This window comes from Mesorhizobium sp. WSM4806, from assembly GCF_055811635.1.
In genome coordinates this window covers 392,350-408,977 of record NZ_JBVVQZ010000003.1, presented here as the reverse complement: position 1 = coordinate 408,977, position 16,628 = coordinate 392,350, and the positions used below count along the sequence as shown (strand labels likewise).

Annotated in this window: 18 protein-coding genes; 16 read left to right on the top strand and 2 right to left on the bottom strand. The window is 63.6% G+C overall.

Annotated features, from left to right (window positions below; genetic code table 11):
• The first annotated feature begins 64 nt into the window (after window positions 1-64).
• A complete protein-coding gene (locus tag AC0L2M_RS07405) occupies window positions 65-619 on the top strand; it encodes a TetR/AcrR family transcriptional regulator (RefSeq protein ID WP_473534470.1) in 555 nt (184 codons plus the stop codon).
• A gap of 43 nt (window positions 620-662) precedes the next feature.
• Here AC0L2M_RS07405 and AC0L2M_RS07400 read toward each other — a convergent pair whose 3' ends face one another.
• Entirely contained in the window at window positions 663-1,619 is a 957-nt protein-coding gene (locus AC0L2M_RS07400; RefSeq protein WP_473534469.1) for a LysR family transcriptional regulator, read from the bottom strand.
• A 120-nt stretch (window positions 1,620-1,739) separates the two neighbouring features.
• Here AC0L2M_RS07400 and AC0L2M_RS07395 point away from each other — a divergent pair, with 120 nt between their 5' ends.
• Genes AC0L2M_RS07395 through gph form a run of 10 tightly spaced genes read left to right on the top strand, consistent with a single transcriptional unit; the run spans window position 1,740 to window position 11,704 of the window.
• Window positions 1,740-2,786, top strand: a complete 1,047-nt coding sequence (locus AC0L2M_RS07395; protein ID WP_287375813.1) for a class 1 fructose-bisphosphatase — start codon at window positions 1,740-1,742, stop codon at window positions 2,784-2,786.
• A gap of 5 nt (window positions 2,787-2,791) precedes the next feature.
• A complete protein-coding gene (locus AC0L2M_RS07390) occupies window positions 2,792-3,664 on the top strand; it encodes a phosphoribulokinase (RefSeq protein ID WP_023797694.1) in 873 nt (290 codons plus the stop codon).
• Window positions 3,665-3,674: 10 nt separating this feature from the next.
• A complete protein-coding gene (gene tkt / locus AC0L2M_RS07385; RefSeq protein WP_473534468.1) occupies window positions 3,675-5,678 on the top strand; it encodes a transketolase in 2,004 nt (667 codons plus the stop codon).
• 13 nt (window positions 5,679-5,691) lie between these two features.
• Entirely contained in the window at window positions 5,692-6,771 is a 1,080-nt protein-coding gene (fba, locus tag AC0L2M_RS07380) for a class II fructose-bisphosphate aldolase (protein ID WP_287076246.1), read from the top strand.
• 21 nt (window positions 6,772-6,792) lie between these two features.
• Window positions 6,793-8,286 (top strand): ribulose-bisphosphate carboxylase large subunit, encoded by a 1,494-nt coding sequence (locus tag AC0L2M_RS07375; protein WP_023797691.1) that lies wholly within the window; start codon window positions 6,793-6,795, stop codon window positions 8,284-8,286.
• Between the two features lie 18 nt (window positions 8,287-8,304).
• Window positions 8,305-8,739: a ribulose bisphosphate carboxylase small subunit gene (locus AC0L2M_RS07370; protein ID WP_023797690.1), complete on the top strand. Its 435-nt coding sequence runs from the start codon at window positions 8,305-8,307 to the stop codon at window positions 8,737-8,739.
• 8 nt (window positions 8,740-8,747) lie between these two features.
• Complete coding sequence (gene cbbX / locus AC0L2M_RS07365; protein WP_023797689.1) at window positions 8,748-9,686, top strand: CbbX protein; 939 nt, start codon at window positions 8,748-8,750, stop codon at window positions 9,684-9,686.
• Between the two features lie 54 nt (window positions 9,687-9,740).
• On the top strand, window positions 9,741-10,427 hold the full coding sequence (gene rpe / locus AC0L2M_RS07360; RefSeq protein WP_023797688.1) for a ribulose-phosphate 3-epimerase: 687 nt from the start codon (window positions 9,741-9,743) through the stop codon (window positions 10,425-10,427).
• Window positions 10,428-10,448: 21 nt separating this feature from the next.
• Window positions 10,449-11,006, top strand: a complete 558-nt coding sequence (locus AC0L2M_RS07355) for a thioredoxin family protein (RefSeq protein ID WP_473534467.1) — start codon at window positions 10,449-10,451, stop codon at window positions 11,004-11,006.
• Window positions 11,003-11,704, top strand: coding sequence for a phosphoglycolate phosphatase (gene gph / locus AC0L2M_RS07350; RefSeq protein ID WP_473534466.1), 702 nt, complete (start codon window positions 11,003-11,005; stop codon window positions 11,702-11,704). Before AC0L2M_RS07355 ends, gph begins: the two co-directional genes overlap by 4 nt.
• Before the next feature lie 83 nt (window positions 11,705-11,787).
• On the opposite strand, the gene AC0L2M_RS07345 is transcribed toward gph, so the two are convergent.
• Complete coding sequence (locus AC0L2M_RS07345) at window positions 11,788-12,168, bottom strand: c-type cytochrome (protein ID WP_027151302.1); 381 nt, start codon at window positions 12,166-12,168, stop codon at window positions 11,788-11,790.
• 608 nt (window positions 12,169-12,776) lie between these two features.
• Between AC0L2M_RS07345 and AC0L2M_RS07340 the strand changes: the two genes are divergently transcribed.
• From AC0L2M_RS07340 to AC0L2M_RS07320, 5 genes are read left to right on the top strand one after another with little or no spacing between them, the layout of a single operon-like run.
• Window positions 12,777-12,986 (top strand): hypothetical protein, encoded by a 210-nt coding sequence (locus tag AC0L2M_RS07340; protein ID WP_473534465.1) that lies wholly within the window; start codon window positions 12,777-12,779, stop codon window positions 12,984-12,986.
• A gap of 39 nt (window positions 12,987-13,025) precedes the next feature.
• Complete coding sequence (locus AC0L2M_RS07335; RefSeq protein ID WP_473534499.1) at window positions 13,026-14,012, top strand: ABC transporter substrate-binding protein; 987 nt, start codon at window positions 13,026-13,028, stop codon at window positions 14,010-14,012.
• Window positions 14,013-14,056: 44 nt separating this feature from the next.
• Window positions 14,057-14,836, top strand: coding sequence for an ABC transporter permease (locus AC0L2M_RS07330; RefSeq protein WP_473534498.1), 780 nt, complete (start codon window positions 14,057-14,059; stop codon window positions 14,834-14,836).
• On the top strand, window positions 14,805-15,545 hold the full coding sequence (locus tag AC0L2M_RS07325) for an ABC transporter ATP-binding protein (RefSeq protein ID WP_036261082.1): 741 nt from the start codon (window positions 14,805-14,807) through the stop codon (window positions 15,543-15,545). Before AC0L2M_RS07330 ends, AC0L2M_RS07325 begins: the two co-directional genes overlap by 32 nt.
• Before the next feature lie 31 nt (window positions 15,546-15,576).
• Entirely contained in the window at window positions 15,577-16,548 is a 972-nt protein-coding gene (locus tag AC0L2M_RS07320; protein WP_473534464.1) for a quinoprotein relay system zinc metallohydrolase 2, read from the top strand.
• Window positions 16,549-16,628 lie beyond the last annotated feature (80 nt).

Below are 16,628 nucleotides of genomic sequence, written 5' to 3'. Positions count from 1 at the left end.
ACATCCATGAATCATCCGGTCGGAACGCGAACGGATCCCGACGAGGCGCGCTCGCATCCTGGAGGTGGCGGAGGCGCATTTTCGCCGCATCGGCTACCATAAGACGTCGGTAGCCGACATCGCCTCCGAACTCGGCATGAGCCGGGCGAACGTCTACCGTTTCTTTTCCTCCAGGGATGCAATCAACGAATCCATCTGCAGGCAGGTCGTGAACGAGGTCGCGGACATCGCCGTTGCGATCGCACGCACCAACGCGCCGGCCTTGGAGAAACTCGACCGGCTCCTGACCGCCGTTCACCAGCACAACAAGACGAAATTGATCAAGGAAAGAAGCATGCACTACTTGATCGTCGCCGCCCTGCGCGAGAATCGGGCGGTCATCAAGGCGCATGTCGGGCGAATGTTGGAAATCCTTGAGGCGATCATTCGCGAGGGGACCGAGGCGGGCGAACTCAAGGTCGAGGACCCGGCAGAAGCGGCGCGTGCGGTCAACGCCGCGTTCACGCCGTTCTTCCACCCGATTCTGATCGAGCACTGCGTTCAACACGGCGAAGACACCGAAGCGGGCCTACGCACGCAGATTCGCTTTGTCCTGAAAGCCCTCGGCAAATCGAACTAGCCGCCCTGGCAGGTGGCTGCCAGAGACGCATTCCGCCCTCAATTCAGGCGCGACCTCCAATGTTCGGTCGTTCGTGCGGATAGAGCTTGCCGAACAGCGGCAGGTACATCGCGCCCTTGCGCATCAGGAAATCGTGGAACGTCGCCATCGCCGGCGAGATCGCGTGATCGCTGCGCATCACCGAAAACCATTGCCGGCGGATCGGCATGCCGACCACGTCGAGGATGACCAGCCGGCCGGCTTCGGTTTCGGCGGCGATGGTGTGGGCAGAGATGAAGGCGATGCCGAGCCCGGCCATCACCGCCTGCTTGATCGTCTCGTTCGAGCCCATCTCGACGCCGAGATCGTCGATGCGGCCGGGCACGTCGCTGAGGAATATTTCCAGCGAGATGCGCGTGCCGGAGCCCGGCTCGCGGATCAGGAAATGCTCTTCGGCGATCCGCTCCTTGGATATCTCGCGCGCCGACGCCAGCGGGTGGTCGGGCGGCGCGATGATGACCAGCGGGTGATCGCCGAAGACCGAGGCACGCACCGGAACTTCCCTCGCCGGGCGTCCCATCAGCGCGACGTCGATGTCGTGGTTCTTCAGACTGCCGATGGTTTCGGCGCGGTTGCCGATGGCGAGCCGCATGTCGATGTCGGGATGTTCCTTCATGAAGCCGGCCATCAGCCGCGGCGCGAAATATTTGGCGGTGGAAACGACGCCGAGCCGCAAGCTGCCGATACGCACGCCCTTGATCGCATCCATCTTGTCTTCGAGCAGGCGAAGCCGCTCCTCGATCGCCTGCGCCGTCTCGACGAAGGCCAGACCTGCGGCAGTCGGACGCATGCCGTCCGACGTCCGGTCGAACAAGGCCAGCTGGAACTCCTCCTCGACCTGCCGCAACTGGATCGTCACCGCTGGAGGAGACAAGCCTAACACCTTGGCCGCGCTAACGATTTTTCCATGGCTGATGATGGCCTGGACGGTCTTGAATTGCTTGAGCGTGAGGTTTCTCATGCGCCATACTAAATTTTTTTTAGCACGAAAGTAAAGTTATTGAATTTTACTTATCCATGGCAGTTTGTTCTCATTCCCCAATCCGGCCGGAGGAGTTTGCGGCTGGATCGGGAGGTTACGATGCCAGCGGCAACGCTCGACGCATTTTTGAATTCCTATCTCGGCCCACCCGACGAACTGCGTTCGGCAGTCGTCGCGACCGTCCGTCAGCTGACGCAGGCCGCCACCAAGGTCCGCAACACCATCAATCAGGGGGTGCTCGGCACCGCCTTTGCCGGGACCCGCAGCGCCAATGCCGACGGCGACATCCAGAAGGATCTCGACATCTTCGCCGATGACATCTTCCTCGACGCCATGCGCCACGCTCCGGTCGCGCTCTACGCCTCCGAGGAACTGGAGCAGCCGGTCCTGCTCGACAGCCAGGCGCCTCTCGCCATCGCCATCGACCCGCTCGACGGCTCTTCCAACATCGACACCAACGTGTCGATCGGAACGATCTTCTCGCTCCTCCCTGCAACTGGCGCGCCGGACGAAAATCCGGCCGCCTCTTTTTTGCAGCCAGGCGTGAACCAGCTGGGCGCCGGTTTCTTCATCTACGGGCCGCAGCTGGCGCTGGTTCTGTCGCTCGGCAGCGGCACGCATGTCTTCGTTCTCTCGACCAGGCTCGGCACCTTCGTCCAGGCTTACGAGAGCCGGATCATCCCGCAGCGTACCCAGGAGTTCGCCATCAACGCCGCCAACTACCGGCATTGGGACGAGGCGGTACGGCTCTACATTGACGACTGCCTCGAAGGCACTGAAGGCCCACGCGGAAAGGACTTCAACATGCGCTGGATCGCATCCCTCGTCGCCGACTGCTACCGCATACTGATGCGCGGCGGCGTGTTCCTGTATCCAGGCGACAAGCGCAAGGGTTACCGCCAGGGACGGCTGCGCCTCGTCTATGAGGCCAACCCGATCGCCTATCTCATCGAACAGGCAGGCGGCGCCGCCACCGACACCATCACCCGCATCCTCGAAATCGAGCCCGAGGGCCTGCACCAGCGCGTGCCCGTGGTGTTCGGATCGGCGCGCGAGGTCGCGCGCATCACCCGCTACCACACCGAGCCCAGCGCGATCGGCGAGCGTGCGCCGCTGTTCAGCCGCCGCGGCCTGTTCAGGGCCTGAGCATCATGTCGGCAAAGCACCCCATCATCACCATCACCGGGTCGTCGGGCGCCGGCACCACCTCGGTCAAGCGCATCTTCGAGCTGATCTTCCGGCGCGAGAACATCGACGCCGCCTTCATCGAGGGCGATGCCTTTCACCGCTACGACCGCGCCACGATGAAGGTCAAGGTGGCCGAGGAGGAGAAGGCGGGCAATCCGAACTTCACCCACTTCCATGCCGAGGCCAACGAGCTCGCAATCCTCGAAGAGGTGTTTGAGGAATACGGCCGCCGCGGAACCGGAAAGACCCGCACCTACATCCACGACGAGGACGAGGAGAAGCAGTACGGTACGCCACCGGGACAATTCACCGAATGGCGCGAATTCCCGCCGAGCGACCTGCTGTTCTACGAGGGCCTGCATGGCTGCGTCGTCACCGACAAGATAGACTTGGCCAGGCATGCCGACCTCAGGATCGGCGTGGTGCCGGTCATCAATCTCGAATGGATCCAGAAGATCCATCGCGACCGGGCAACCCGCGGCTATTCCACCGAGGCGGTGATGGACGTCATCCTGCGCCGCATGCCGGATTATGTCCGCTACATCGTCCCGCAGTTCTCGCAGACCGCCATCAACTTCCAGCGCGTGCCGATCGTCGACACGTCCAACCCGTTCATCGCCCGCTGGATCCCGACGCCCGACGAATCGATGCTGGTCATCCGCTTCGCCAATCCCCGCGGCATCGATTTCCCCTACCTGCTTTCGATGATCCACGACTCGTTCATGTCGCGGCCGAATTCCATAGTGGTGCCAGGCAACAAGCTCGATCTTGCCATGCAGCTGATCCTGACGCCGCTCATCCTGCAATTGATCGAACGCAAGAACCGTGTGTCGTGAGGAGGACGCCATGAACAGCCAAGCAGCAGCCCTGAAGCCCGTCGCCGCCGTCTCGGAGCGCGACATGGCGAACGCCATTCGCGCACTGGCGATGGACAGCGTCCAAAAGGCCAATTCCGGTCATCCGGGCATGCCGATGGGCATGGCCGACGTTGCGACGGTGCTGTTCGGCCGCTTCATCAACATCGATCCGTCGGCGCCCAACTGGCCCGATCGCGACCGCTTCGTACTTTCGGCCGGGCACGGCTCGATGCTGCAATATGCGCTGCACTACCTGCTCGGCTACGAAGACATGCCGATCGAGCAATTGCAGCGGTTTCGCCAGCTGGGCAGCCGCACCGCCGGACATCCCGAATATGGCCATGCGCTTGGCATCGAGACGACGACCGGTCCGCTTGGACAAGGCATCTCGACCGCGGTCGGCATGGCGCTGGCCGAGCGCATGCTTGCTGCCCGCCACGGCGCCGATCTCGTCGATCATTTCACCTACGCGATCGCCGGCGACGGCTGCCTGCAGGAAGGCATCAGCCACGAGGCGATCGACCTTGCCGGTCACCTGAAGCTCGCCCGGCTGATCGTCTTCTGGGACGACAATGCGATCTCGATCGACGGACCGACGTCGCTGTCGACATCGATGGACCAGCCGGCTCGGTTCGAAGCCGCCGGATGGCATGTGCAGTCGGTGGACGGCCACGACACGGAAGCCGTCGCTGCGGCAATCGAAGCGGCGCAGCAGTCGGATCGGCCGTCGCTGATCGCCTGTCGCACGGTGATCGGCAAGGGCGCGCCCAATCTGGGCGGCTCGGAAAAGACGCATGGCGCGCCGCTGGGCGATGCCGAGATCGCCGCGACGCGCGAGAACATCGGCTGGGCCTGCGTGCCGTTCGAGGTGCCGGACGACATCCTGTTTGCCTGGCGCGAAACTGCCGAGCGCGGGCAAGCGGCGCGGCACGCCTGGGAGCAGCGGCTTGCCGCCTCGCCGCAGCGCCAGGCCTTCGAGAGTGCGGTCGCCGGCACCCTGCCCGACGCGGTCTTCGAAGCGCTCGGCGCTTTCCGCAAGGAGCATGTCGAAAAGGCGACCAAGGTCGCAACGCGAAAAGCCTCCGAAATGGCGCTCGGCGCCATCAACGCCGCAACCGAGCTGACCGTCGGCGGCTCCGCAGACCTGACGCATTCGAACCTGACGATCACCAAGGGCATGGATCGCATAGCGCCTGGTGCCTATGCCGGCCGCTACATCCACTACGGCATCCGCGAGCACGGCATGGCTGCGGCCATGAACGGCATCGCGCTGCATGGCGGCTTCGTGCCTTATGGCGGCACCTTCCTGTGCTTCGCCGACTATGCGCGCGGCGCGATGCGGCTGTCGGCGCTGATGGGCCAGCGCGTCATCTATGTGATGACCCATGATTCCATCGGTCTCGGCGAGGACGGCCCGACCCATCAGCCGATCGAGCACCTGGCGATGCTGCGGGCGACGCCCAACCTCAACGTCTTCCGTCCGGCCGACATCATCGAAACGGCGGAGTGCTGGGAGTTGGCGCTGAAGAGCAAGAACCGGCCGAGCGTGCTGGTGCTCTCGCGGCAGAACCTGCCGATGCTGCGCCACACAGATAGCGAAGAGAACCTGTCCAGCCGGGGCGCCTATGTCCTGCGCGAGCCGGCCGGGCACCGCGCCGTGACGCTGATCGCCACCGGCTCGGAGGTCGAGATCGCCGTTGCCGCCGCCGAACGGCTGGAGACCGAGCACGGCATCGCCGCCGCCGTCGTCTCGATGCCGTGCTGGGAGCTGTTCGAGGAACAGGATGCCGACACCCGCAAGGCGGTCCTCGGCTCGGCGCCGCGCGTCGCCGTCGAAGCCGCAGCACGGCTCGGCTGGGACCGCTGGATCGGCGACACCGGTGCTTTCGTCGGCATGGCCGGTTTCGGCGCCAGCGCCCCTGCCCCGGATCTCTACCGGCATTTTGACATCACGCCCGAAGCCGTCGCCGCAGCGGCGCTGAAGCTCATCTAGGAAGGACCCCAAAATGGCCCGCATCACCCTTCGCCAGCTTCTCGACCATGCCGCCGAGCACGGCTATGGCGTTCCGGCATTCAACATCAACAACATGGAACAGGGCCTTGCCATCATGGAGGCGGCCAGGGCCTGCGACGCGCCGGTCATCATCCAGGCCTCGCGCGGCGCCCGCTCCTATGCCAACGACATCATGCTGGCCAAGATGATGGAGGCGTTGACCGAAATGCATCCGGCCATTCCGCTCTGCATCCATCAGGACCACGGCAACAACGAAGCCACCTGCCTTTCGGCGATACGCCACGGCTTCACCTCGGTGATGATGGACGGCTCGTTGATGGCGGATGCCAAGACGCCGGCGAGCTACGACTACAACGTCGCCATCACCGAACGTGTCGCACGCATGGCGCATTGGGTCGGCGCTTCGGTCGAAGGCGAGCTTGGCGTGCTCGGCTCGCTGGAAACCGGCCAGGGCGAGGCCGAGGACGGCCACGGCGCCGAAGGCGCGCTTTCGCACGACCAGCTTTTGACCGATCCCGATCAGGCGGTCGACTTCGTCACCGCCACCCAGGTCGACGCGCTGGCGATCGCCTGCGGCACCTCGCACGGCGCCTACAAATTCAGCCGCAAGCCGGACGGCGGCATCCTCGCCATGCAGGTGATCGAGGCGATCCACGAAAAGCTGCCCAACACGCATCTGGTCATGCATGGCTCTTCCTCGGTGCCGCAGGAACTGCAGGACGTCATCAACCGATATGGCGGCGAGATGCCCCAGACCTTTGGCGTTCCGGTCGAGGAGATCGAGCGCGGCATCCGGTACGGCGTGCGCAAGGTCAACATCGACACCGATTGCCGCATGGCCATGGCCGGGCAGTTCCGCCGAGTCGCGACGGAGGACCCGCGCGAATTCGATCCGCGCAAATTCCTGAAACCCGCCATGGATGCCCTGCGCGACCTTTGCCGCGATCGTTTCGAGCGCTTCGGCACCGCGGGCAACGCCTCGAAGATCAGGGTCATCGCCATGGACGAGATGGCCAAACGTTATGCCGCGGGAAAACTCGACCCGCAAATCGCAACCGCGAAAGCCGCCTGAGCGGCAAACAGGAGACCTGTCATGAACAAGATCGACATGCCGTCAGCTGGCACGCTCAAGGAAGGCAAGGAACGCTACAAGTCGGGCGTCATCCCCTACAAGAAGATGGGCTACTGGGAGCCGGACTACCGGCCCAAGGAGACCGACCTGATCGCCATGTTTCGGATCACGCCGCAGCCAGGCGTCGACCACGAGGAGGCGGCGGCCGCCATCGCCGGTGAATCCTCCACCGCGACATGGACCGTGGTGTGGACCGACAGGCTGACCGCCTGCGAGCTCTACCGCGCCAAGGCGTTCAGATCCGAGCCGGTGCCGAACACCGGTCCCGGCACCAAGACCGAGCAGCAGTACTTCGCCTACATCGCCTACGACCTCGACCTGTTCGAGCCGGGCTCAATCGCCAACCTGACCGCATCGATCATCGGCAACGTGTTCGGCTTCAAGGCAGTCAAGGCCTTGCGGCTCGAGGACATGCGCATCCCGGTGGCTTACCTGAAGACCTTCCAGGGCCCGGCGACCGGCATCGTGGTGGAACGCGAGCGGCTCGACAAGTTCGGCCGGCCGCTGCTCGGCGCGACGACGAAGCCGAAGCTTGGCCTGTCAGGCCGCAACTATGGCCGCGTCGTCTACGAGGCGCTGAAGGGTGGCCTCGACTTCGTCAAGGACGACGAGAACATCAACTCACAGCCGTTCATGCACTGGCGCGACCGCTTCCTCTACTGCATGGAGGCCGTGAACAAGGCGTCGGCCGCCACCGGCGAGGTCAAGGGCCATTATCTCAACGTCACCGCCGGCACGATGGAGGAGATGTACGAGCGCGCCGAATTCGCAAAACAGCTTGGCTCCTGCATCGTCATGATCGACCTGGTCATCGGCTACACGGCGATCCAGTCGATGGCCAAATGGGCACGCCGCAACGACATGATCCTGCACCTGCACCGCGCCGGCAACTCGACCTATTCGCGCCAGAAGAACCACGGCATGAATTTTCGCGTCATCTGCAAATGGATGCGGATGGCCGGCGTCGACCACATCCATGCCGGTACCGTTGTCGGCAAGCTGGAAGGCGACCCGCTGATGATCAAGGGTTTCTATGACACGCTGCGCGAGGAGCGCACGCCGCAGAACCTCGAAACCGGGCTGTTCTTCGACCAGGACTGGGCCTCGCTCAACAAGGTGATGCCCGTCGCCTCGGGTGGCATCCATGCCGGCCAGATGCACCAGCTGATCCATTATCTCGGCGAGGACGTCGTCCTGCAGTTCGGCGGCGGCACGATCGGCCATCCGGACGGCATCCAGGCCGGCGCGACGGCCAATCGCGTCGCGTTGGAGGCGATGATCCTCGCCCGCAACGAGGGCCGCGACTATCTGCGCGAGGGCACCAAAATCCTCGAACAGGCGGCCAGATGGTGCACGCCGCTGAAAGCTGCCCTGGAGACATGGAAGGACGTCACCTTCAACTACGAATCAACCGACACGGCCGACTTCGTGCCAACCGCAACGCCCAGCTTCTAGACGAAAGGAACCGTCGCCATGATGACCAATCCGGGAAACAAGGTCACGCAGGGACAGTTTTCGTTCCTGCCCGACCTGACCGATGAGCAGATTTCGGCGCAGATCAAATACGCGCTGAAAAACCACTGGGCGGTCAGCGTCGAGTACACGGACGATCCGCATCCGCGAAACACCTATTGGGAAATGTACGGCAACCCGATGTTCGACCTGAAGGACCCGGCGGGCATCCTGCTTGAAGTCAACAATTGCCGGAAAGCCATGCCCAACATGTATGTCCGGGTCACCGCCTTCGATTCGAGCAAGGGCTGGGAAGCGCCGCGCATGTCGTTCATCGTCAACCGGCCGCCCAACGAACCCGGGTTCCGGCTGCTGCGCCAGGAGCGCGACGGCCGCAGCCAGGGCTATTCGATCGTGCCTTATGCGACCGACAGGCCCGAAGGCGAGCGGAGCTAGCCGAAACCATGCTGGACGCGATAGCAAAGGGCACTGCCGCGCCGGACGCGCCGGTCGATCTGCAGGCCGAGTTCGAGGCGTCCAACATCGATGAGGTGCTGGGCAAGCTCGACCGCGAACTCGTTGGCCTGAAGCCCATCAAGACCCGCATCCGCGAGATCGCGGCGCTGCTCCTGGTCGACCGGCTTCGCCGCAAGTTCGGCCTGACCTCGGGCGCGCCGACCCTGCACATGAACTTCACCGGAAACCCCGGCACCGGAAAGACCACCGTGGCGCTCAGGATGGCCGAAATCCTGCATCGTCTCGGCTATGTCCGCGAAGGCCACATGGTCGCAGTGACGCGAGACGATCTCGTCGGCCAGTATGTCGGCCACACCGCGCCCAAAACCCGCGAAGTGATCAAGCGCGCCATGGGCGGGGTGCTTTTCATCGACGAGGCCTACTATCTCTACAAGCCCGAGAACGAACGTGACTACGGCCAGGAATCGATCGAGATCCTGCTGCAATGCATGGAAAACAACCGTGACGATCTGGTTGTGATTCTTGCCGGTTACAAGGACAAGATGGACCGCTTCTTCAACAGCAATCCCGGTATGCGCTCGCGCATCGCCCACCACCTCGATTTTCCCGACTACGGCGTCGGCGAGCTCAAATCGATCGCCGAGATCATGCTGGCGGAACAGAATTACCGTCTCAGCGAGGCGGCGGCCAAGGCGCTCGAAGAGTATCTGCCGATCCGCATGCGGCTGCCGCATTTCTCCAACGCTCGCTCGGTCCGCAATGGGCTCGACCGGGCGCGGCTTCGCCAGGCCAACCGGCTTTTCACGTCGCGCGACCGGGCATTGACGAAGACCGACCTTATCACCATTGAAGAATCCGATATTCGCGGCAGCCGCGTGTTCGCGGAAGGCAAGCTCGAAGGCGAACCGGAGACGAAGCCGCGCTGACAAGACGCCGGTTGGCGTGCAGCGATCGAACGCAAGACAGAATGGGAGCCGACCATGGGTACCAAGACAATCATCGCCCCCTCGGTGCTTTCTGCGGATTTCTCGCGGCTCGGCGACGAGGTCGAAGCAGTCGTCCGGGCGGGCGCCGACTGGATCCATCTCGACGTGATGGACGGTCATTTCGTGCCCAACATCACCTTCGGTCCGCCGGTGATCAAGGCGATCCGTGACCGAACCGACAAGGTCTTCGACTGTCACCTGATGATCGCGCCGGCCGACGCCTATCTCGCCGCCTTCGCCGATGCCGGCTGCGACATCATCACCGTGCACGCCGAGGCCGGGCCGCATCTCGACCGTTCGCTGCAGGCGATCAGGAATCTCGGCAAGAAGGCCGGCGTGTCGCTGAACCCGTCGACGCCGGAAAGCGTCATCGAATATGTGCTCGACCGGCTCGATCTGGTGCTTCTGATGACGGTCAATCCGGGTTTCGGCGGCCAGGCTTTCATTCCGGCGGTCGTCGAAAAGGTCAGGCGGGTCAAGGCGCTGATCGGCAATCGCCCGATCGACATCGAGATCGACGGCGGCATCACCCCCGAGACCGCCCCGCTGGTCACCGCGGCCGGCGCCAATGTGCTGGTCGCCGGCTCGGCCATCTTCAAGGGCGGCAGCGAGGCGGCCTATCGCGCCAATATCGGCGCCATCAGGCAGGCAGCCGACGGCGCGATCCGGAAAGCCGCGTAAACCATTTCATCGGAGGACGACATGGGGGCAATCCCACCTGTCTGCGATTTCGGCTGGCAAGCCATCGATGCCGTCTTGCCCGGTGTCGACGGCAAATCGCATTCGATCTTCAGCCATGCCGGCCCGAACGGGCTGGTGGTGGCCTTCATCTGCAACCACTGCCCTTATGTGAAGGCGGTGATTTCACGCATCGTCCGCGATGCCAGCGACCTCAAGCCCGAAGGCATCGGCTTTGTCGCGATCAGCTCCAACGATGCCGACGCCTATCCCGATGATTCCTTCGACAACATGAAGCTCTTCGCCAGGGCGAACGGCTTCACTTTCCCCTACCTCCACGACGAGCGCCAGACGGTGGCGCGTGCCTATGGAGCCGTTTGCACTCCGGATTTCTTCGGGTTCAACAGCGAATTGACGCTGCAATATCGCGGCCGGCTGGACGCGGCGCGGCGCGACGCCGGGCCGCCCGGACTGAGACGCGACCTTTTCGAGGCGATGAGGCAGATTGCCCGAACCGGCGACGGACCGCTGGACCAGATCGCTTCGATCGGCTGCTCGATCAAGTGGAAGGATGCTGCATGAACGTCGGCGCAGGCAGGCGGTTTCGATCGCCAAAAGCGATCCTGTTCGATCTCGACGGCACGCTGGTCGATTCGGCGCCCGATATAACCGCCGCCGTCAACGAGCTGCTGGCCGGCCGCGATCTGTCGCCGCTGCGCCTGGAACAGGTCAGGGCGATGATCGGCGGCGGCGTCAGGAAACTGATCGAGCGAGCCTTCGCGGCATCCGGCGCGCCGCTCCTCGGCTGCGCGCTCGATGAAGCCAACCGTGCCATGGCGCCGATCTACCGCAGGCATCTGACCGGCCTGACGACACTGATGCCTGGTGTCAGGGAGGTTCTCACCCACTTCCACTTGAGCGGAATAGCGATGGGCGTGGTGACCAACAAGCCGCAGCTGGCGGCTCGCGAAATCCTGCTGCATTTCGGGCTGACGGAGCATCTCGGCGCGATCGTCGGCGGAGACGCGGTAACTTGCCTGAAACCGGCGCCCGACGCTCTGCTACTGGCGCTCGACCAGCTTCAGGTCGAGCCTCGTGACGCACTGATGGTCGGAGACAGCGGCGCCGACGTGGCCGCCGCCCGCGCCGCCGGCATGCCGGCTATCCTGCTGCGTGGCGGCTACACCCAAATTGCCGTTGAAGCGCTTGGCGCCGACCTGGTTTGCGACGGCCTGCTCGACCTGCCTTCCGCCATGCGCAGGCTGCAAGACGCCGCTTGACCGGCGCCAACCAGTGCGGGCGCCGGCCGAACGCAGTTTGCGAACGGCCGGCGAAGTCGCGTTACTTCTACGGAAAAACCGGGTTATTTGGAGTATTGCTTCAGATAGGCGATGACGTTGGCGAGATCCTCGTCCTTCTTGAGACCGGGAAACGCCATCTTCGTACCTTTGATCATGCCCTTCGGGTCGCGAAGATAATTCGTCAGCGTGGCTTCGTCCCATTTGACGCCGGATTTGCCCGCCTCGGCCATCGGTTTGGAATATTTGAACCCCGGATGCGTGCCGGCCGTCCGGCCGATAACGCCGCTCAATGACGGGCCGATCTTGTTCTTGTCCTCGTCGACGACGTGGCAGGCCTTGCACTTGGCGAAGACCTTCTCACCCGCCGCGGCATCCTGTGCCTGCGATTGGTTTGTAATAAACGTCGCAACGGACACGACGGCGAAAAATGCGACTGCACGCATGGCATTTCCTCATTGATCGTCAAGGTGCCCTGGACGATTAGCGCATGCCTTTGTCTGATCATCGGCATGCATCGTTTTATGCAGAGCGAAAACGTCTCCCTTGTGGAGTTGCAGCGCCTGCACCCTGGAAGCTACCCGGCAGATGAGCGATGTCAACCATGCAGATCATTCAGACAAGGGCGCGTCCAAGTCGTATTGGCGACTGTCGACGTCGGCGCTGCCCCTCACCCGCCTGCCGGCACCTTCTCCTAGAGTGACGGGGCGAAGGGGGCTGGCCGCACCGTCGGCGCCCTTCTGCGACGCTGGAGATTGGCGAAATCATTTGCAAAGGCGTCTTTCTCCCCGTCACTATACGGGGAGAAATGCCCGGCAGGGCAATGAGGGGCAGCGCAAACGGACTCGATTGTCTTGCAGGTAGTTTCAACTCGGCTCCGGTAGACCCAATCCATTCGCCGTTGTTGACGGCCATCTGGCGAACGCGTAGCCTCAAACCATTCCGGTTTTCCATGGGCACCTCGGGACTCCGGCAGCTGGTGATTTTGTCCAGGCTCGCGGATCGGGCCGGATTTCGCCAAAGCGGGCGTCTTCAAGCGCGCAAGAGGTGCTGAATGGATATGGTCGACCTCATCTTGACGGTTTGCCTGATTGCCAATCCGGGCAATTGCCGAGACGAACATCTCTATTTCGAGAGCCGCGGTTCTCTGTTCCAATGCATGATGCTGGCGCCCACCGAAATCGCGAAATGGGCGCCGGATCACCCGACCCTCAAGGTCAAGCGCTGGAAATGCGCTTTGCCGAACAAAGACCGTGCGATCTGATCGGCGCCCCGGCCCGTTATGGCCCCGGGAGGAGACATCATCATGATTTCGCGTCGAGGAACGCTCCGGCTGGCGGCTCTTGGAACGGCCGCGGCGCTTGTCCCAAAGCCCTCATTCGCCACGAACAGGATTCGCATCGGTGTGCTGAAATTCGGCACCGTGAGCTGGGCTCTTGACACGCTGAAGCACCACAGATTCGACGGAGCCAACGGTATCGATCTGGAGGTCGTCGATTTCGCCGGCGAGGATGCAACCAACGTCGCCTTGCTGGCCGGCGCGATCGACATGATCGTCTCCGACTGGCTGTGGGTCTCGCGCCAGCGCTCCGAAGGCGTCGACCTCACATTGGTCCCCTATTCGACCGCCGTCGGGGCGATCATGGTGAAGGAGGGAGCGCCGATCCGCACGATCTCCGATCTCAGGGAAAAAAAGCTCGGCGTCGCCGGCGGACCTCTCGATAAAAGCTGGCTGCTGATCCAGGCGCTGGCCAGACGCGATCACGGCCTCGACCTGCCGGCAACCAGCGACATCGTCTTTGGCGCGCCGCCGCTGATTTCGGAAAAGGCGATGCAGGGCGAGCTCGATGCGGTGCTCAATTTCTGGCATTTTTGCGCCCGCCTCGAGGCCAACGGCTTTCGTCGGCTGATCGGCGCCGACGCTGCGGCGAGAGCGCTCGGGGCCTCGGGCGCCGTATCGGCGCTCGGCTATGTCTTTCATGACAAATGGGCGAACGAACATCCGGACGCTATCGCGGGCTTCATCAAGGCTTCGGCGCAGTCCAAGGACTTGCTGGCCCGATCCGACGATGAGTGGCTGCGCCTTGCGCCTGATATCCGCGCGCAAGGCGAGGAACTGGCAAGACTGCGTGACCGCTATCGCGAAGGCATTCCCAGACGCCCGGTCGCCGAGGATGCGGCCGACGCCGGCAAGCTCTATCGTGTGCTGGCCGAGATCGGCGGCGAAAAGCTGGTCGGCCGCGCGCCCGAGATGGCGCCCGGCACGTTCTGGCAGGTACCCCCGCAATGAGCGCACCTGACACCGGCGATCGCCCGCCTGGCGCTGCGGCCGGCATGTCCAGCCAAGCCGGCCTGGCAGCGGCGCTGACACCGGTGCTGACGGTGGCGGCCTCTCTGCTCGGGCTTGGCCTGCTGTGGGGCCTTGCGGCAAATGCCTGGCCGAGCCGTGCCTTTCCAGGGCCGGGAATGGTCTGGCAGGTGCTGCTCGCAGAGGCGGCGAACGGCGAACTTTTCTACCATCTCGGCGCGACGCTCGGCCGGGTTGCCGCGGCATATGTCGTCGCGATGGTTGTTGGCTCGGTCATCGGCGTCCTCCTCGGCAGCCACCGCCGCGCAGACCGGTTCTTCGCTCCCTGGGTGGTTCTGTTCCTCAACATTCCCGCGCTGGTGGTCATAGTGCTTGCCTACATCTGGTTCGGCCTCAACGAAGCGGCGGCGATTGGCGCGGTTGCCGTCAACAAGATCCCGAATGTCGTGGTGACGATGCGCGAGGGCGCCAGGGCGCTTGATCCGAGTTACGCCGAAATGGCCGCCGTCTACCGCTTCGGTCTCCTCGACCGCGCCCGCCATGTCCTGCTGCCGCAACTGCAGCCCTATCTTGCCGCCGCCTCACGATCCGGCATCGCTCTCATCTGGAAGATCGTCCTGGTGGTCGAGCTGCTCGGCCGCTCCAACGGCGTCGGCTTCCAGATCTATCTTTATTTCCAGCTCTTCGACGTCGCCGCCATCCTTGCCTACACCCTGGCTTTCGTGGCGGTGATGCTTGTCATCGAACTCTTTCTGGTGCAGCCCGTTGAACGACATGCAACCCGTTGGCGCCGTCGTCCCGCTTAGGGTCGACATCGCCGAAAAGACTTTCAGGTCCGCGCAAGGCGTCTCGATCACGGCGCTCCAGGACCTTTCTTTCGAGGTCCGGCAAGGCGAATTCGCCTGCTTGCTGGGGCCGTCCGGCTGCGGCAAGACCACGACGCTGCGCATCCTGCTTGGGTTGGACAAGGACTTTTCCGGCTCGTTCCAACTGCCTGAAGGCGGCTCCAACCGGATCGCCGCCGTATTCCAGGAGCCGGTCTTGCTGCCGTGGCGGACGGTGGAGCAGAATGTCAGGCTGGCGCTGCCGAAAAGCCTGAGAACGAAGAACCTTGACGGGCTGTTCGACACGCTCGGCCTCGCCGGCATGCGCTCGCTCTATCCGGCCGAGCTTTCGCTCGGCCTTGCACGCAGGGCAGCGCTTGCCAGGGCCTTCGCCACCGAACCGGCGGTGCTGTTCCTGGACGAACCCTTTGCCTCACTCGACGAACGGACCGCCGAGCGGCTTCGGCACCTGCTTTTGACCGTGTGGTCGGCGCGGCCCACGACCGCCCTGATGGTAACCCACAATCTGCGCGAGGCCCTGATGCTGTCGGACCGCATCATCGTGCTCGCGCAGCGGCCGGCCCATGTGCTCGGCATGTTCGACGTAAGGCTGCCGCGGCACTATCGCAATCCACAGGTGATGAGCGACCTTTTACGGTCGTTCCAGCAAAAATTTCCGGGCGTGGCCTGATCGCCTTACAGTTCGGAATTGGGAGGAAGCCATGCCGATCGACAGGATACGACGCAAGCTTGTGAACGGCTTCGCCTGCACCGCGGTCAGCGCCGCGATGCTGCCCTGTTGCCTCGGGCGGGCCGCTGTCGCCGCAGCCTATGGCCTTGAATTCAAGCTCAGGAAAGTCGCCGACGGCGTCTTCGCTTTCCAGGGCGTCGATGAATTGATGAGCGCCGCCAACCAGGGCGCGATCTCCAACCTCGGCGTCGTCGTCGGCGCCGACGCCGTCGCCGTCATCGACAGCGGCGGCAGCCTGATCGAGGCGAACGCCCTCATCGCCGAAATAGGCAAGATAAGCGCCAAGCCGGTCCGCTACCTGATCAACACCCACATGCACCCCGACCATGTCTTCGGCAACGCGGCGTTCCGGCAGATCGGCGCCACCATCGTCGGCCACCACAATCTGCCGCGTGCCCTCGAGGCGCGCGGCGCCTTCTACCTGCAGAGCTTTCGCGAACAGATCGGCGGCGCGCTTATCAAAGGGATCGAGATCATACCGCCGACGATGCTGGTCGACGATCGCCTGCAGCTCGACCTTGGCGGACGCGTGCTCGAATTGCAGGCATGGAAGGCGGCTCACACCGACAACGACCTGACCGTCTTCGATAGCGCGACCCGCACGCTGTTTGCCGGCGATCTGGTTTTCATCGGTTCCTTGCCGACGCTCGACGGATCGCTGCTCGGCTGGCTCCGCCAGATGGACGCGCTCGCCGCGATCGGCGCGGTGCGCGCCGTGCCGGGTCACGGCCCGGTGCCGGCCGACTGGCCGGCGGCGCTGACGGGAGAGCGGCGCTATTTCGAAATTCTGGCGCGCGATATTCGCAAGGCGATCGCCGACGGGACGCCGCTCCGCGACGCCGTCAAGACCGCCGGCGCAAGCGAACGGAGCAATTGGCATCTGTTCGACGAATACAACGAGCGCAATGCAACAGCCGCCTTTGCCGAACTCGAATGGGAATAGATCACAGCGACAAGCGCTGTGGATCGATTTGCCAACGCATCGTCAAGGGTCTATCCTCGACATCGGCCTGGGCACCACCT

Coding starts and splice junctions, on each gene's coding strand:
- AC0L2M_RS07395 (WP_287375813.1), top strand. CDS start 1,740: ATGCCAGCGGCAACGCTCGACGCATTTTTGAATTCCTATCTCGGCCCA.
- AC0L2M_RS07325 (WP_036261082.1), top strand. CDS start 14,805: ATGCAACCCGTTGGCGCCGTCGTCCCGCTTAGGGTCGACATCGCCGAA.
- rpe (WP_023797688.1), top strand. CDS start 9,741: ATGGGTACCAAGACAATCATCGCCCCCTCGGTGCTTTCTGCGGATTTC.
- fba (WP_287076246.1), top strand. CDS start 5,692: ATGGCCCGCATCACCCTTCGCCAGCTTCTCGACCATGCCGCCGAGCAC.
- cbbX (WP_023797689.1), top strand. CDS start 8,748: ATGCTGGACGCGATAGCAAAGGGCACTGCCGCGCCGGACGCGCCGGTC.
- gph (WP_473534466.1), top strand. CDS start 11,003: ATGAACGTCGGCGCAGGCAGGCGGTTTCGATCGCCAAAAGCGATCCTG.
- AC0L2M_RS07370 (WP_023797690.1), top strand. CDS start 8,305: ATGATGACCAATCCGGGAAACAAGGTCACGCAGGGACAGTTTTCGTTC.
- AC0L2M_RS07375 (WP_023797691.1), top strand. CDS start 6,793: ATGAACAAGATCGACATGCCGTCAGCTGGCACGCTCAAGGAAGGCAAG.
- AC0L2M_RS07355 (WP_473534467.1), top strand. CDS start 10,449: ATGGGGGCAATCCCACCTGTCTGCGATTTCGGCTGGCAAGCCATCGAT.
- AC0L2M_RS07390 (WP_023797694.1), top strand. CDS start 2,792: ATGTCGGCAAAGCACCCCATCATCACCATCACCGGGTCGTCGGGCGCC.
- tkt (WP_473534468.1), top strand. CDS start 3,675: ATGAACAGCCAAGCAGCAGCCCTGAAGCCCGTCGCCGCCGTCTCGGAG.
- AC0L2M_RS07320 (WP_473534464.1), top strand. CDS start 15,577: ATGCCGATCGACAGGATACGACGCAAGCTTGTGAACGGCTTCGCCTGC.
- AC0L2M_RS07345 (WP_027151302.1), bottom strand. CDS start 12,168: ATGCGTGCAGTCGCATTTTTCGCCGTCGTGTCCGTTGCGACGTTTATT.
- AC0L2M_RS07400 (WP_473534469.1), bottom strand. CDS start 1,619: ATGAGAAACCTCACGCTCAAGCAATTCAAGACCGTCCAGGCCATCATC.
- AC0L2M_RS07330 (WP_473534498.1), top strand. CDS start 14,057: ATGTCCAGCCAAGCCGGCCTGGCAGCGGCGCTGACACCGGTGCTGACG.
- AC0L2M_RS07340 (WP_473534465.1), top strand. CDS start 12,777: ATGGATATGGTCGACCTCATCTTGACGGTTTGCCTGATTGCCAATCCG.